Annotated in this window: 13 protein-coding genes; 4 read left to right on the top strand and 9 right to left on the bottom strand. The window is 40.9% G+C overall.

Features of this window, described 5'->3' with window-relative positions; all coding sequences use genetic code 11:
* Positions 1 to 4: 4 nt before the first annotated feature.
* The 5 genes from ID47_RS10130 to tsaD are packed head-to-tail and all read right to left on the bottom strand — an operon-like array spanning position 5 to position 5,077.
* Positions 5 to 1,468: a polysaccharide biosynthesis protein gene (locus ID47_RS10130; RefSeq protein WP_038466185.1), complete on the bottom strand. Its 1,464-nt coding sequence runs from the start codon at positions 1,466 to 1,468 to the stop codon at positions 5 to 7.
* Positions 1,437 to 2,663 carry an O-antigen ligase family protein gene (locus ID47_RS10125; protein WP_038466182.1) on the bottom strand — a complete coding sequence of 409 codons (1,227 nt, stop codon included), beginning with the start codon at positions 2,661 to 2,663 and terminating at the stop codon, positions 1,437 to 1,439. The genes ID47_RS10130 and ID47_RS10125 overlap by 32 nt, the downstream gene beginning before the upstream one ends.
* Complete coding sequence (locus ID47_RS10120; protein ID WP_038466180.1) at positions 2,656 to 3,069, bottom strand: EVE domain-containing protein; 414 nt, start codon at positions 3,067 to 3,069, stop codon at positions 2,656 to 2,658. Before ID47_RS10120 ends, ID47_RS10125 begins: the two co-directional genes overlap by 8 nt.
* On the bottom strand, positions 3,070 to 4,065 hold the full coding sequence (locus tag ID47_RS10115) for an NAD(P)H-dependent glycerol-3-phosphate dehydrogenase (protein WP_038466177.1): 996 nt from the start codon (positions 4,063 to 4,065) through the stop codon (positions 3,070 to 3,072).
* Entirely contained in the window at positions 4,058 to 5,077 is a 1,020-nt protein-coding gene (gene tsaD, locus ID47_RS10110) for a tRNA (adenosine(37)-N6)-threonylcarbamoyltransferase complex transferase subunit TsaD (protein ID WP_038466174.1), read from the bottom strand. Before tsaD ends, ID47_RS10115 begins: the two co-directional genes overlap by 8 nt.
* Before the next feature lie 88 nt (positions 5,078 to 5,165).
* Here tsaD and ID47_RS12080 point away from each other — a divergent pair, with 88 nt between their 5' ends.
* On the top strand, positions 5,166 to 5,609 hold the full coding sequence (locus ID47_RS12080; RefSeq protein WP_051908835.1) for a DUF721 domain-containing protein: 444 nt from the start codon (positions 5,166 to 5,168) through the stop codon (positions 5,607 to 5,609).
* Here the strand turns inward: ID47_RS12080 and ID47_RS10100 are convergent.
* Complete coding sequence (locus tag ID47_RS10100) at positions 5,606 to 6,445, bottom strand: TIGR00282 family metallophosphoesterase (protein WP_038466172.1); 840 nt, start codon at positions 6,443 to 6,445, stop codon at positions 5,606 to 5,608. The genes ID47_RS12080 and ID47_RS10100 overlap by 4 nt on opposite strands.
* Positions 6,446 to 6,743: 298 nt before the next feature.
* Here ID47_RS10100 and ID47_RS10095 point away from each other — a divergent pair, with 298 nt between their 5' ends.
* From ID47_RS10095 to ID47_RS10085, 3 genes are all read left to right on the top strand, one after another.
* Positions 6,744 to 8,045: an MFS transporter gene (locus tag ID47_RS10095; RefSeq protein ID WP_038466170.1), complete on the top strand. Its 1,302-nt coding sequence runs from the start codon at positions 6,744 to 6,746 to the stop codon at positions 8,043 to 8,045.
* A gap of 638 nt (positions 8,046 to 8,683) precedes the next feature.
* Entirely contained in the window at positions 8,684 to 9,757 is a 1,074-nt protein-coding gene (locus ID47_RS10090) for a hypothetical protein (RefSeq protein WP_038466168.1), read from the top strand.
* Positions 9,758 to 9,897: 140 nt separating this feature from the next.
* Positions 9,898 to 11,169, top strand: a complete 1,272-nt coding sequence (locus ID47_RS10085) for a hypothetical protein (RefSeq protein WP_038466166.1) — start codon at positions 9,898 to 9,900, stop codon at positions 11,167 to 11,169.
* A gap of 394 nt (positions 11,170 to 11,563) precedes the next feature.
* On the opposite strand, the gene truA is transcribed toward ID47_RS10085, so the two are convergent.
* The 3 genes from truA to def are packed head-to-tail and all read right to left on the bottom strand — an operon-like array spanning position 11,564 to position 13,735.
* A complete protein-coding gene (gene truA / locus ID47_RS10080) occupies positions 11,564 to 12,301 on the bottom strand; it encodes a tRNA pseudouridine(38-40) synthase TruA (protein WP_038467714.1) in 738 nt (245 codons plus the stop codon).
* Complete coding sequence (fmt, locus tag ID47_RS10075) at positions 12,283 to 13,221, bottom strand: methionyl-tRNA formyltransferase (protein ID WP_038466163.1); 939 nt, start codon at positions 13,219 to 13,221, stop codon at positions 12,283 to 12,285. Before fmt ends, truA begins: the two co-directional genes overlap by 19 nt.
* Complete coding sequence (gene def, locus ID47_RS10070; protein ID WP_084676044.1) at positions 13,151 to 13,735, bottom strand: peptide deformylase; 585 nt, start codon at positions 13,733 to 13,735, stop codon at positions 13,151 to 13,153. Before def ends, fmt begins: the two co-directional genes overlap by 71 nt.
* Between the last annotated feature and the right edge of the window lie 126 nt (positions 13,736 to 13,861).

Below are 13,861 nucleotides of genomic sequence, written 5' to 3'. Positions count from 1 at the left end.
CGTCTCATTTTGTCGCGGCCTTTTTGAGCTGACCGCCTTCGGGATTGGTCAGCATTACCATTTCCAAATCCTTAAAGCATTTATCGAAATCAGTTTCTAAAATCGGACAATTAGCAACGATGGCTGCCCCGTCTTGACTGGTCGGAAATAGAAAATCTGAAGCAAGTGTTGATGGCTTTATTGACCGAATGGTTGCTTGGATTTTACGTGAAATATCTTCTAAGCTATCCGTTAAAGTAATTTCCCGTTGTAGTTTTAATTTTTTGATTTCGCAAACATGAGTAATTTCCCAGACAGCACCGTGATGAGCAGGATTTTCCATCAGCTGCTTCATTACTGTTAAAAGTGTCGAAGCGACCAGATTAACAGGCGCCAAATAGACATTACTTTTATCTTGCCCCCAAAAATGCGCCATTAAAGAGCTTTGAGATTCTTGACCTTCTGCCCAGGCACGCCCTCTAAACGGAATAACACGCGTTTTATCACTATCCAGGCGTTGAGCATAGCATTCAACAATTGATTGTGCTGTTGTTAAAGCTTGATCTGCATCCAACGGAACAGCCGAAAGGCTGGCAACCATTTTGACCTTAGTCGCAACGGCTTGATCTAAGAGCATTCTGGGAAAGCTTAAATTACGATGCAAGAGCGCCTTGTGAGCCCCTTCAATGTGGGAATGAGTGAATGCTCGATCGAGATCAAATACATATTTTATACTATATGATTTAAACAAACTTTTTAAAGATTGGGCTGTTAAGTCCCCACTTAAGATCAAAACCGCCTGCGTTTTGGGTAAGAATTTTTTAACCCAAGCTCGGATCATGGCTAAATTCTGCTCATTAAAATCAATGAGAACCAACTTTTTAAGATTATCATTAGCCAACAGGCTCAACAGCTTTTGCCCTAAGACGGTCCCAGCACCGGAAATTAAAACGTTGTCATAGTTAATCGTGTTTTCTGAATTTGCTTGCTTCTTGGGGAATCGATCTGTCCATTGCGGCATGAGTTGTCGCCATAATTGATAATAATTTGTCACCCGTGGCTTTTTAAAAAGCAGCTGACGCCATGCATGCCGACTCGTCCAAAGTCCCATCCATAGCATGGACATTAAAGGGGTTGCCCAAAAAAACATTTCTTTTTGTCCCCCTAAAAGCATTAAGGGAAAGAATAATAAGGTGGTCCCAATAATTTGCCAAAAGGCGAGAGGGGCATACTCTTCTAGAACTTGAACCATAGGATTGCGCGCCTGTAGAAAAAGGAATGTCCCTAAGCTAACTAAACAATAAACCATAATGGTTTTGGATAAATAAGAGCGCGTGTATCCTGTCAAATCAAAATCATTGAGGATAAGGGCACTTAGGAGAAAAAATCCAAGAGCCTGCACCATAAAACCAAGTGGCGCAAAAATAGTATGATTGTGCTCTATAAAACGACGCACTTTAGATAGAATCCCAATTAATTTGTTTTTCATAACTAACCTTAAATGCAAACAAAACAGTTAGCGTTATTATGGTCGATAACCACCACGTTTGCCAAACCCCAAAACTCACAGAGAACATAAAAAGTAAGACAGTGACGTAGCCGTGCATCACCCCCAGTTGATAAGGGTCCAGATTAAGCTGATATAACCGTCTGAGAAGAATCCAAACGACAGCCGCAATCAATAAGAATCCAACAATCCCCAGTTCAAGAAAAATCTGCAAAAATCCATTATGGAGATGCCAAATCCCCTTTTGCCACAGTTGAACACTATTTAACTGACCATCAACGACTGTATAACTGATGATGCTATCCGTCTGAGTCAAGGCACGGGTCTGCGCCAAACCATACCCCAAGGGACGGTCAATAATTTTTTTCGAAGCCCAATCAATCATTTCCAACCGTTGTTGATGAGTATTTCCTGTATGAGGAGCTGCAATTTTTTGCCAATGGGTTTCGTTCATGAATAACCCACATCCCACCACAACCAATAAAGGCCCAAACACGACACCTAACCGCAACAAGTAAGAGGTGGCTTTCGGCAAAATAAATGTTAATAGCATAATAATCGTCGCTAAGAGAGCGCCAATAGGTCCTGCATCAAAGTCATAGGCCCAGAAAAAGCTAATTATACTAAGCACCGCCACCACCGCCCATAAAGGCCGGAATCGGAGGGGGGGAATCATGAGTAACCATCCCCACGTTCCCAAACAAGCCACTGCTATAAACCTTGAGTATGTAAGAGCCGGTGACTTATGCATAAATTCCATCAGCGGGTAAGCACATACACGGTCGATGATCACCCCACCAAAAGCGATCCCTAATCCGATAAGAAAGGCTCTAAAATGGTAATGAACTTGACGCTTGGTCAAGGATTGAAAATATAAAATGACTAAAGCACTAGCCGCAAAAACTAAAAAAATCTTCTTAAATTCTTTGAAGGCCGAAGAGGGATCTAAACTCCATTGGGTAGAAGCCAAGGCCCACAAACAAAAAAGCCCTAATAACCCCAATTCTGGTTTTGCCAACCGCTTGGTATTTTTAAAACGATGCGTTAAACAGCCGATTACAGCGACAACAAATAAAGGCAATTGAACACTGCGGGGGGCTAATAACGCCATCATTCCCCATAGAAAAAATAAGGTAATATTGAGTTTCTGTGACCAATTTTCAAGGCGATTAAGCACGCTTACCCCCCATTTGACAAATAAGTTTCCAGGATGGCTCATCCACAGGCATAACTGACAACCGCGATTGTCGAACTAAAGCTAAATTTTGCAACTCTGGTACCAATTTAATTTGATCAAGGCTCACCGGCACCAGTAAATCTTCGACATAGCTCACATCCACCATCCCAAAACGTCCTGTTTCATCCGTAGGATCTGGATAATATTCACGGGTCACCCGAACAATGCCTAGAATTCGCCGTTCAGTAACCGAATGGTAAAAGAAACATAAATCCCCTACTTTCATGGACTTCATATTATTGGAGGCCTGATAGTTTCTTACCCCATCCCAGTGAGTCATTTTTTTTGTTTTTTGGTCGTGCCAGGACCATGTCGATGGTTCGGTTTTTATCAACCAATAGGCCATTTAAAACTCCCGTTCTGATTGCTTAGATAAAATATCATCAATAACTTGGAGGATTGGAATCCTTTTATGCAAAATATCGTTCATGGCCGCCGTTAAAGGAGCATAAACCCCCATGGACTGCGTCATTTCAAAAACAGCTGCGGTGGTCACAAACCCCTCTGTAACATGATGTCGCTCTGCTAAAATATCCTCAATCGATCGACCGGCGCCCAACTCAAGCCCAAAGGAATAATTACGAGATTTCTCACTGGTAGCTGTCAGGATCAAATCCCCCATGCCCGCAAGCCCTAAAAACGTTTCAGCTCTTCCCCCCAGGCTAACCCCGATGCGGGACATTTCAGCCAACCCTCGGGCCAACAGGGCCGCTCGACTATTACATCCTAAGTTTAATCCATCCGCAATTCCACTCGCGATTGCCATGACATTTTTAATGGCACCCGCCGCTTGTACACCAATCATATCGTCACTTGCATAACACCTCAAGGTGGAATGACGCAAAATTCGGGCCAACGATTCAGCCACGACAATATCATGGCACGCCAGCATAACCGCTGTCGGTTTGCCCTGAGCCAATTCATCGGCAAAGGATGGGCCGGACAAGACAGCTACAGGATTAATCAAAAGACGTCGCGCAATTCCTGACAATAAAGACTTTTGTTCACGATGCATCCCCTTTGCACAAATCACAAGGGGGATTGTAGGCCGAAGATAGGGTTTTAACTCCATAAGAACTGTATCGGTCTTTTGGGCAGGGATGACTAATAAAACAATGTCGGCCTGGTTTATACATGATAAATCAGACGTAATGGAAAGATCAGCGGGTAATTCAATGCCTGGTAAGTAACGCTCGTTCTGACGGGTTGATTGTAAATGATCCACGAAGTCAGACCGACGGGCATACAATGTCACCTTTGATCCGGTTTTCAAACAACTTAAAGCCAAAGCCGTCCCAAAGGCACCCGCTCCAATCACAACAATATGTTTTTGTTCAGCCATTTTTTAATTCCATTAGAGACCAGCGTGGCCGCGGTTGAAAATCTAAAGAGGAAGTCAACCCGCGGTGTAACCGTTCAAGGCCCGCCCAAGCGATCATCACAGCATTATCTGTGCATAATTTCAAGGGTGGCGCTACAAAAACTTTACCATAATTTAAACAGACAGTCGTCAAAGCCTCTCGCAAATAGAGATTAGCCGCAACGCCGCCTGATAAAACCACATGACTTACCTCAACCGGTGTTTCTGCCAAGGCATGCTGTAACCGATTAACCAAACAATCTCGTACCGCTGCCTGAAATGACGCACACAAATCGGCTTTATCCTGCTCAGTAACCACCGCTCCGGATAGAATTAAATTGCGCGCCGCCGTCTTTAAACCGGCAAAAGAGAAATCACAACCCGCCCGGCCTTTTAAGGGACGGGGCAATTGATAGCGTTTTTTATCCCCTACGAGCGCTAATTTTTCAATCTGCGGCCCGCCAGGATAATCTAAATCCAAGCATTTAGCGACTTTGTCAAAGGCTTCGCCGGCGGCATCATCAATTGTTTGTCCTAAAAGATGATAATCTCCCAGATCTTTAACGTGGAGAATTTGGCAATGTCCCCCCGACATTAGCATTAGCAAAAAAGGGAATGGCACATTATCCGTCAACCGCGCCGTCAGAGCATGTCCTTCTAAGTGATTTACAGCAATGATGGGTTTGTTTAAAGCCGCCGCCATGGCTTTAGCGGCCATCACCCCCACCATCACGCCCCCAATAAGACCTGGCCCCGCCGTCACAGCAATCGCATCCACCTCAGACAACGTCATATGGGCGTCTGTCAATGATTTTTCCACAACCTGTTGCAAATAGGCCAAATGATTACGAGCCGCAATTTCAGGGACGACCCCGCCATAAGGTTGATGGTCATCAATCTGAGCATGGATCACATTCGACAGAATCTGTCTGTCTGAGGAAACTATGGCTGCCGCTGTTTCATCACAGCTTGTTTCTATCCCTAAAACACGCATCGCTCTTTTAATAATTCTTTGTTATACTAGCTTTACTTTAATATAGTCGTGAATGTCTCCGAAAACCATGAAAAATCTAAGATCGGTTTTGAATAAGCTCACAACGCCCATCAGTCAGCAGCAGGGATTCGTGCGCGCTTCTATTCTTTTAGACTGGCATTTAATTGTGGGAGAACGCTTTGCCAACTTTTGTCAGCCTGAAAAAATATCATTTCCTTTAGAGCGACGGACGGGTGGGAGGCTCACTCTTAAAACCTCCAGTGCTTTTGCTTTGGAAATATCCCATCTAGAAACGGTCCTGGTAGAACGGATTAATCGTTATTTCGGCTATAGGGCAGTCGACAAATTGTTGATCAAAAATGGCCGTATCACTCCTCGCATTATCAAAAAGCAACCTCAACCACAGGTCAGCCCAGAACAACTATCCCATATAGAAGGGATGTTGGAAGGCATTAAAAATTCAGCCTTAAGATCCGCTTTGATAGAATTAGGCAAAGGGGTTTATGATCAACGGAATAAGACAAAATCCTAATTTGCTCGGTGGTTGTTTTCGTCCATAATAGGAATCGTATTAATGAGGCGAGCCCCCAGGCGCACGGGTTCAATATGCACGGCACGACCGGTAGCATCATCTGTCTGAACAAACACCCCACACAGGGTACCATCCCCCAGAGCAGGGCTCATGCGGTCAGTCGGGGTTTTGCGGATAAACTTATGCAGCGGCACGTCTTTATCCATCCCAATAACAGAATTATAGTCCCCACACATCCCCGCATCCGTTTGATAGGCTGTTCCTTTGGGTAAAATTTGGGCATCGGCTGTGGGAATATGGGAATGCGTTCCCACAACAAAACTGACCCGTCCATCACAAAAATGCCCCATAGCCATCTTTTCAGAGGTTGCTTCTGCATGAAAATCAACCATGGCGGCTTGGACTGTTCCCCCCAAGGAATGGGACTTCAGAATAGTATCCACAGCAGCAAAAGGATCATCGAGGGATTCCATAAACAGCCGTCCCATGGCATTGATAACCAAAAGCTTGCGCCCTCGCCGATCTTGATAGATGCCATACCCTTTGCCCGGCGCCCCCTCTGGATAGTTAGCCGGTCTCAGTAAGCGCGGTTCTGTCCCGATATAAGACATCACATCCCGCTGATCCCAAATATGGTTACCTGTTGTAATAATATCAACGCCAACTTTAAAAAAATCTTGGCAAATTGATTTGTTAATGCCAAACCCATGAGCGGCATTTTCACCATTCACGATAATAAAGTCGAGATCAAGTTGGGCTTTAAGCTTGGGCAGTTGCTGTATCAGAATATCTCGGCCAGACCGACCCACCACATCACCGCAAAATAAAATATTCATCTGTTTTCCCAAACCTTTATTGATTAAAAATTATAGAAGTTATTATAATCTTAACATGCGGATGATTTGTCTTCGGTTCAAGAGAATTAACAGCTATAAGCGCAGTTTATAACAACTTTCCGGCATATTTATGCTATACCTTAGTTTTTATTACAGCCAAAATATAAACTAGTTTAAATAATTTGTTTACAAAAAAACTTGACCTAACGCCAAAAAATTTGCCACAGTAACCGATATTTGTCTGTTTTTATTTTATCTGACAAACTTAACTCGCTCTTACGGAAGGAGTTTAATCGCATTGTCTGAGCTAACAAAAAGATTTTTTGGCATACCACGAGCCTGGCTTGTGGTATCGAGTGGCGCCTTATTTTACTGTTACCAATTCATTCTGCGTGTTGCGCCGAATGTATTAAAAGATGACTGGGAAAGATTCTTTTCTCTGGATGCCAGTGAGTTTGGACAACTCGTTTCCCTCTATTCATGGTCCTATGCTGCTATACAATTACCGTTGGGTGTTATGCTTGATCGTTTTGGCGCGGGTCGCATTATCGTGGTAGCTTCAACGATTTGTGCGTTGTCATGCTTTCTTTTTGCCAGCAGTGATTCTGTTTATGTTGCCGGTATTGCCATGTTTTTCATGGGACTGGGATCTGCTGCCGGCTTTCTAGGGAGTATTAAACTGGGAACCACTTGGTTTCCCCCGTCTCAACTGGCCAAAGTGGTTGCTTTAACTCTGCTTTTTGGGACAATTGGTGCTAGCATTGGCGGCACACCTTTATCAGCAATGGCAACGGAGTATGGTTGGCAAAAAGCGATTATAGTACTTGGTTTTATAGGGATAGCGATCTCTTTAATTCTCTTTATGGCTGTTGGCCGTCATGGTGAACCACACACTTATGAACCCGCTAATGATTTGCTGGAGGGGATGATGAAAGTCATCCGTCAACCTCAAGCGTGGCTGATTGCAACCTATGGTATGTTAATGTATGCCCCCGTTACCATTATGGGAACAGCATGGGGCGTCCCCTTTGTCAAATCTGTTTATGGCATTCCTGAAACCATTGCTGCCACTTTAACGACAGCTTTGTTTATTGGAGCTGCCGTTGGAAGTCCTGTTTTTGCCTTATATTCTGACAAGATTCAAAAACGCCTTCCTCCGATGATGGTTGGTGTAGCCTTAAGCTTACTTGTGAATGCAATTGTGATTTTTATCCCTAATATTTCATTGTGGACAATGTACGGACTATTTTTTGCCATCGGATTTTGCTATACGGCTAAATCCTTGTCCTTCACCTCCATCTGTGAAATTATGCCCCCTTCTTGCAGTGGTGTAGCTGTTGGATTCCTTAACACCATTACCATGGCAACAGGTGCGCTTTTCCATCCTCTTATTGGTAATTTATTAGATTATCATTGGGAGGGCACAGTCATTAATGAGGTAAATATCTATAGTGAGTGGGATTATCGCTTTGCTTTGGCTATTGTGCCAATTTGCATGCTGATCGGGATTGTGGTGGTGCGGTTTATTAAAGAAACTCACCATGCGCATAAACTGACACCCGCTGAAGAATCGACGGCTCAACTCGGAGTTCTTGAGTGAGATATATGTCTCTGCACGTTTTGGGGCAGGAAGCAAGAATTAGAAAAAACATACAGGAAACATGTTAATTCTTTTGCGCTGCTCTGGGCCTAGAAAACAATATCATTGGCAAAATCCTTAATAACCACACTTAAAAACAGCTCTAATTCCGGATTAAGTAGCGTTAATAAAGCTTGAGAAGTTTTATCTATATATAAGCCTTCAGCAAAATAAATTGGCAGTTAAGCTTATGGGGTTTCAATTTCGTAAAGTAGAGTATTTAAAAAAATCAATTTAAGGTTAAATTTTATAAGAATTTCTCTTAGTATTATTTCTTCTTCCACTGCCAGAATAATGTAAAATTTTCTGTTTCTCTTAATAATATCGTTTAAATGAGGTTTATTTTAACCACATTCTAGCCTACATTTTTCAAAAAGTGAGAAAATTAAGTTCAGATATAAAGAATGTAGAATGGCAAAAATTTTTAACTATGCATGTAAAAAAATTTTTGGTGGCGTGTAAGGGGGAGAGAAAAAATAAGATAGTAAAGTCGTTGAGGACGGAATCATCAAAAATTTAAGTATAGCAAATTTTACTATTTTAAGCTTCATAACAAACTATATACCACAAAATCTTTAAGCAGAAAGAAGGATATGACCATGAAAATTTATTTATTACTATTAATGAGTTTTCTAAACTTACAAACTGTTAAGGGGATGTCGCCCCTTCTTGAAAACACTGATGAAACAAGCTTACCCCAGCCGCTTTCTAAGCTATCTATCATAGAAATTCAACCTTCCAACCAACTAAGCCCCCTATGGGATGAAGGAAAGGGTGTTCAGTTACTTCAAGAAATTTTTAATAAAAAGGTTATTAATAAGGCATATAATAGAGATATAGTGACTCAGTTTGTGAAGAACTGTCCTACTCCAAAAAAATTAGCTACAATTATGGAAGTCGATCCAGCAACAATATCTAAATTAAAATCACCAAAAGATCATGGTTCTTTACATCCAACTGCAAAATCCCTTTGGACCTGGCTGGAAGCAACTACAGTTGAGAGTATCATTGATCAATTAGAATTAACGGATAAAGATATAAAGAAGATGGCAAAAGCTTTAGATCCAGAAAGTTTATGCATCTCTAATTCTGTTACCAATAAAGATAAAACTAACAGCCTTTCCATCTCTAATACTGTTGATGAGTTTGATATTAACTCTTCACCTTACTTATCAACTCCTGAGCAACTTATAAAAGACGTACAATTAGATTTAAAAAAGCTAAAAATTCCTAATAAAGAGATCAATGAAATTATAAACACTTGTAATCTAGCTATATTTTATTTTGTTAACGTTAAGGAATTGGCGCAAATCTATAAACCTAAAGAAAAGGATACTACAAGTAATTACCACCAACGTTTACATTCCCCTATCATTAAAAGACAGCTCACAGAAATACTGAAAAAAAAGGCTCCCAAAGTAAAGAGTGTAACCCTTTTTAAATTACCTCAACTGGAAGAAATATATAATAGCGGGAATAATGTGGAAACCTTTTTAGAAACATCAATGAAAATGCCCTTTGAATTAATTATAAGAGCCTATGCTTTGGCAAAAAACTATGAAGTAGAAGTTAACTTTTTTACCACTGCCTTTCAAACCGGCTGTATTGCGAAAAAATCAAATAAAATATCCAAATGGATAACTTTAATGGAAAGGAAAAATAATCAAGGATAGTAAGGAAGCCCGGCATTAATAAAACTTGGACGGTAATATTTAGGTGTTACCGTCCTAAGTTTTGTGCTGCAGAACCCTGGTCTATCCATTTTATTTTACAAAGAACAGAAAAATTTAAATTAATCTAAGGAAATTTACATATGAATATGAGATTTAATCCACTGTATATAAGGGATATCAAAATAGCTCTTTTGGTCAGTATAGGTCTTTGTGGGATTTCTACCTCTGTTTTATCTATGGAGATTACACCGGATGCTTCAGAAAGTTCAGCAGCAACCTCTAGCTCTGATGGCCTATCTAAGGAACAAGAAATCAAAATACAGCAATATGTGGAAAACCTAGAAGAATTATTGAAAGATATGATAACCGACCTAAGAAATAACCCGGACGCATATGAATTTAATCAGGAGAAAGATGCAAAAGAAATGCTTCTCTTTAATAAATTTTCAAAAGAAATAAGAGATTTTCTTAATGCACCCCAAAAACTCTGCAATGAAGAATTAGAAGTAATAGGGTGTCTTTCTTTATTTCAAAACTATATTAAGGCAAAAGATTCTCTACTAAATTTATTTAGACCACCAAAGGAAAAAACAGTTGATGACTACTTATCAATAATAAGAGAATCCAATACTTCAATCATTGAAAATCAATATAATTATGAATCTAAATTTACTTTACTTGACCCTATCAAACAGGAAAATGACTTTAGAAATTTTTATGCGGCTGGCCAAAAGGGTAACTTCGAACAAGTTTTTTCAGATTTTATAAACTACCCTTTACGTATAGCAGCTGAATGTTACCTCTTGGCCCAAAAAGCAGGAAAGTTGCCAAGCCTCTTTAAAACAGCATTTAACGGAGGAGCCTGTGCTGCTGATAAAGCACAGAAACTTACCAAATGGCTTAGTAAAGCCGCAAATGGCAGGTTTCCGACTTCCAAGGAAGAATTAGAAGAAGAGAGCCAGATTAATTATAATGAAAAGTTAAAAGATGTCCATGAAAATAAAAAAATATTTATAATTAATTTTATGAGTTCTCTTTTAGATGGCAATAAGGACTCTCCGGACATCCAACAACAGCAAACGCTAATTAATAAATTAGAATCTATCTCAGGCCAAAACTTTAAAAGAGTACGAGCATACTTTGTTAATAGGGTAATTGAATATCTTAAAAGCAACGAGGTCACAATTAAGGAAAATAGTAAAAAAATAAAATTAATTTTTAAAAAAACTGAAGATAGAAAAAAGGATAAATCTACGGTTAAAAAAACTGAAGGTAAAAAAAAGAGTAAATCTACGTTTATTGATAAAATAGAATTAGAAGAACTAATAAAATACTATTTTACAGAAATCTTACCAGTAGGAAAGAATACTCCCCCTCCAGTTAATAGGGAAGGTAGGAAGATGGAGGATTAAATTAAGAAGAGGTTCTAATGTTATTAAAAGCACCCTATCAATACTAATTTCTGTCAAGTTTTAAAGAAAAAACAAATACTTGTCCTCTTATTAGACATAAAGGTATCGATATTATACTCTACAATTTCATCAAGCACCTTATATGGTTAATGAGGATAAGCTTTTGCTGATATGCTCTACTTCTATTTATATTACTTTTAAAGGGTTAAGAAAATTTAACCTCCTGCTTATTGTTATTGGTTAACTGTTTTTTGTTTGCTATTAGGCTTTGTGAGTCAGTGGGCAAAGGTAAAGACAATTTTATATGCATAAAAAACATTATGAAAATGCCGTTGAGCCATTCGTTATGAGACTCTCTATAAATCTCACTAAAATCTTTTCAATAAACAGAAACCTAATAAAAAACTTTTGAAAAATAGAGCCCATGGGGGGGTGCTGTAACGCCACCTTGGGTTCTATCTTTTGCTTCCAAAGCATTCTGCAGATCTTTCAGTGTCCACCGTCCTTCACCAATCATTTTTAAGGTTCCCATCATGATCCGCACTTGGTTGTGTAAAAAAGCCCTGGACTCAATGATTCCTGTAATTTCAGGACCATTTTGTTCCAAATCAAAACGATCTAACAACCGAATAGGGTTCGGCGCTTGGCAATTGATAGAGCGAAAAGAAGTAAAATCATGCACCCCAACCAGCATAGAGGCGCCTTTAACCATTTTTTCTACATCTAAAAGCATGGGTACCTGCCATGCTAACCCTTTCTCAACAGCCAAGGGGGCACGTCGATTGATAATACGGTAAACATACTGTCGCCGCTTGGCAGAAAACCGAGCATGAAAAGTGGGATCCACCTCTTCGACGTCAACAACCGAGATCCCACACTCATCTAAGAAAAAATTAAGCCCCCGTTGAACCCTGTAAGGTGTATCCTGGCGAGATAAATCTACATGGGCAACCTGGCCGAGAGCGTGAACACCAGCGTCAGTACGTCCTGCTCCCTCAACCACGACATCCAACCCACTAAATTTTTTAATAGCGTGTTGGAGGAATCCTTGCACGGTGGGTACTTGGGGTTGAAGCTGCCAGCCACAAAATGGCCGACCATCATATTCAATTGTTAATTTATAGCGGGGCATGGAAGGATCGTTCCGAGGGGGAGGTCATACCCCCGTAAAAATTCATCTGCCGATAGCCATCTGCCACCTGCCTTTTGCACCGATGTTACTTTCAGAGCATTTTCACCACACGCAATTGTCAGGCTCTCCATAACTAGACCTGGCTGAGCTGGATGAGAAGAAACAACCTCGGCGGCAGCAACCTTTAACACAGTATCATTATGAATAAAATAAACACCAGGCCATGGACAAAGGGCGCTGATCTTGCGTTGAATTTCTATGGCTGATCGATGCCAATCAATCTGACTTTCGGATTTACTCAGCTTAGCAGCGTAGGTCACACCCTCTTCTGGTTGAGCAACAGGGATGAGAGTGCCTTCCAACAATTGAGGAATTGTTTCAACAATGAGGTGACTACCCAATTCTGCCAATTTATCATGCAAGGTCGTCGCTGTGGTTTCAGCGGTAATAGGGATAGCTTCCATCCGCAACATATCACCGGTATCCAGTCCTTCATCCATTTGCATGATGGTAATACCCGTTTGGGAGTCGCCGGCCATGATAGCTCGCTGAATTGGCGCGGCCCCCCGCCATCGAGGCAATAAGGAGGCATGAATATTAATACAGCCCCGTTTAGGAGCTTCCAAAATCTCTTTGGGTAAGATTAACCCGTACGCGGCCACAATTGCTAAATCTGCGCCATGCGCCTGAAATATGGCTTGGGCTTCCGCATTGCGTAAGCTTTTAGGGGTATAAACCGGAATCCCAACACTGTCGGCATACTCATGGACGGGCGAACGGGTCACATGATGGCCACGGCCCGCGGGACGGGGCGGTTGAGAATAAACGGCTACCACTGAGTAACCCGCTTCAACAATGGCGCGAAGGGCCCCGACTGCAAAAGACGGCGTACCCATAAAAATTAGCTTTGGCTTTGTCATAGAGGATGAAACTTTTTAAGTTTTTTAATTTTTTCTGAATCAGGTCCTGTTTCAAACGCGAGAGGTAATCAATAAATAGGACACCATTTAAATGATCAATTTCATGTTGAACACACGTGGCAAATATTCCATTGGCATCCATTTCAATTTGCTTATTATTTCGGTCCAGATATCGAATCTTGATGCGAGCTGGTCGACTTATTTCTGCGCGGGTTTCCGGAACCGACAAGCATCCTTCTTGCAAACTCGATTTCTCTTCGGACCGCCATAAAATTTCTGGATTTGCCATATAAAAAACCTCGGGTTTTTCCTCTGTCCCAGAATTTAAGTCAATAACGATGACCCGTTTATCAGATCCAATTTGGGTGGCAGCCAAGCCAATACCATCATCATGGTACATGGTCTCAAGCATATCATCCATCAATTGACGAATTTCATCATCCACTTTCTCGATAGACTTCGCCTTAATCCTAAGGCGAGGATCTGGTTCTTTCAGTACAGGTAGCAGCATAATTTCAATCCTTTTCACCTCTTAAAATAGGCCTAAATCTTTTACATTTCAACCTTGAGGATGATTATTTAGAAGGGAAGGTCCCTTATTTAAGTATTTTTTAAGAATTAAATGACATACTAACTAAGA

This window comes from Candidatus Paracaedibacter acanthamoebae (assembly GCF_000742835.1).
In the GTDB taxonomy this organism is placed as follows: domain Bacteria; phylum Pseudomonadota; class Alphaproteobacteria; order Paracaedibacterales; family Paracaedibacteraceae; genus Paracaedibacter; species Paracaedibacter acanthamoebae.
This window is presented reverse-complemented; position numbering and strand designations above follow the sequence as displayed.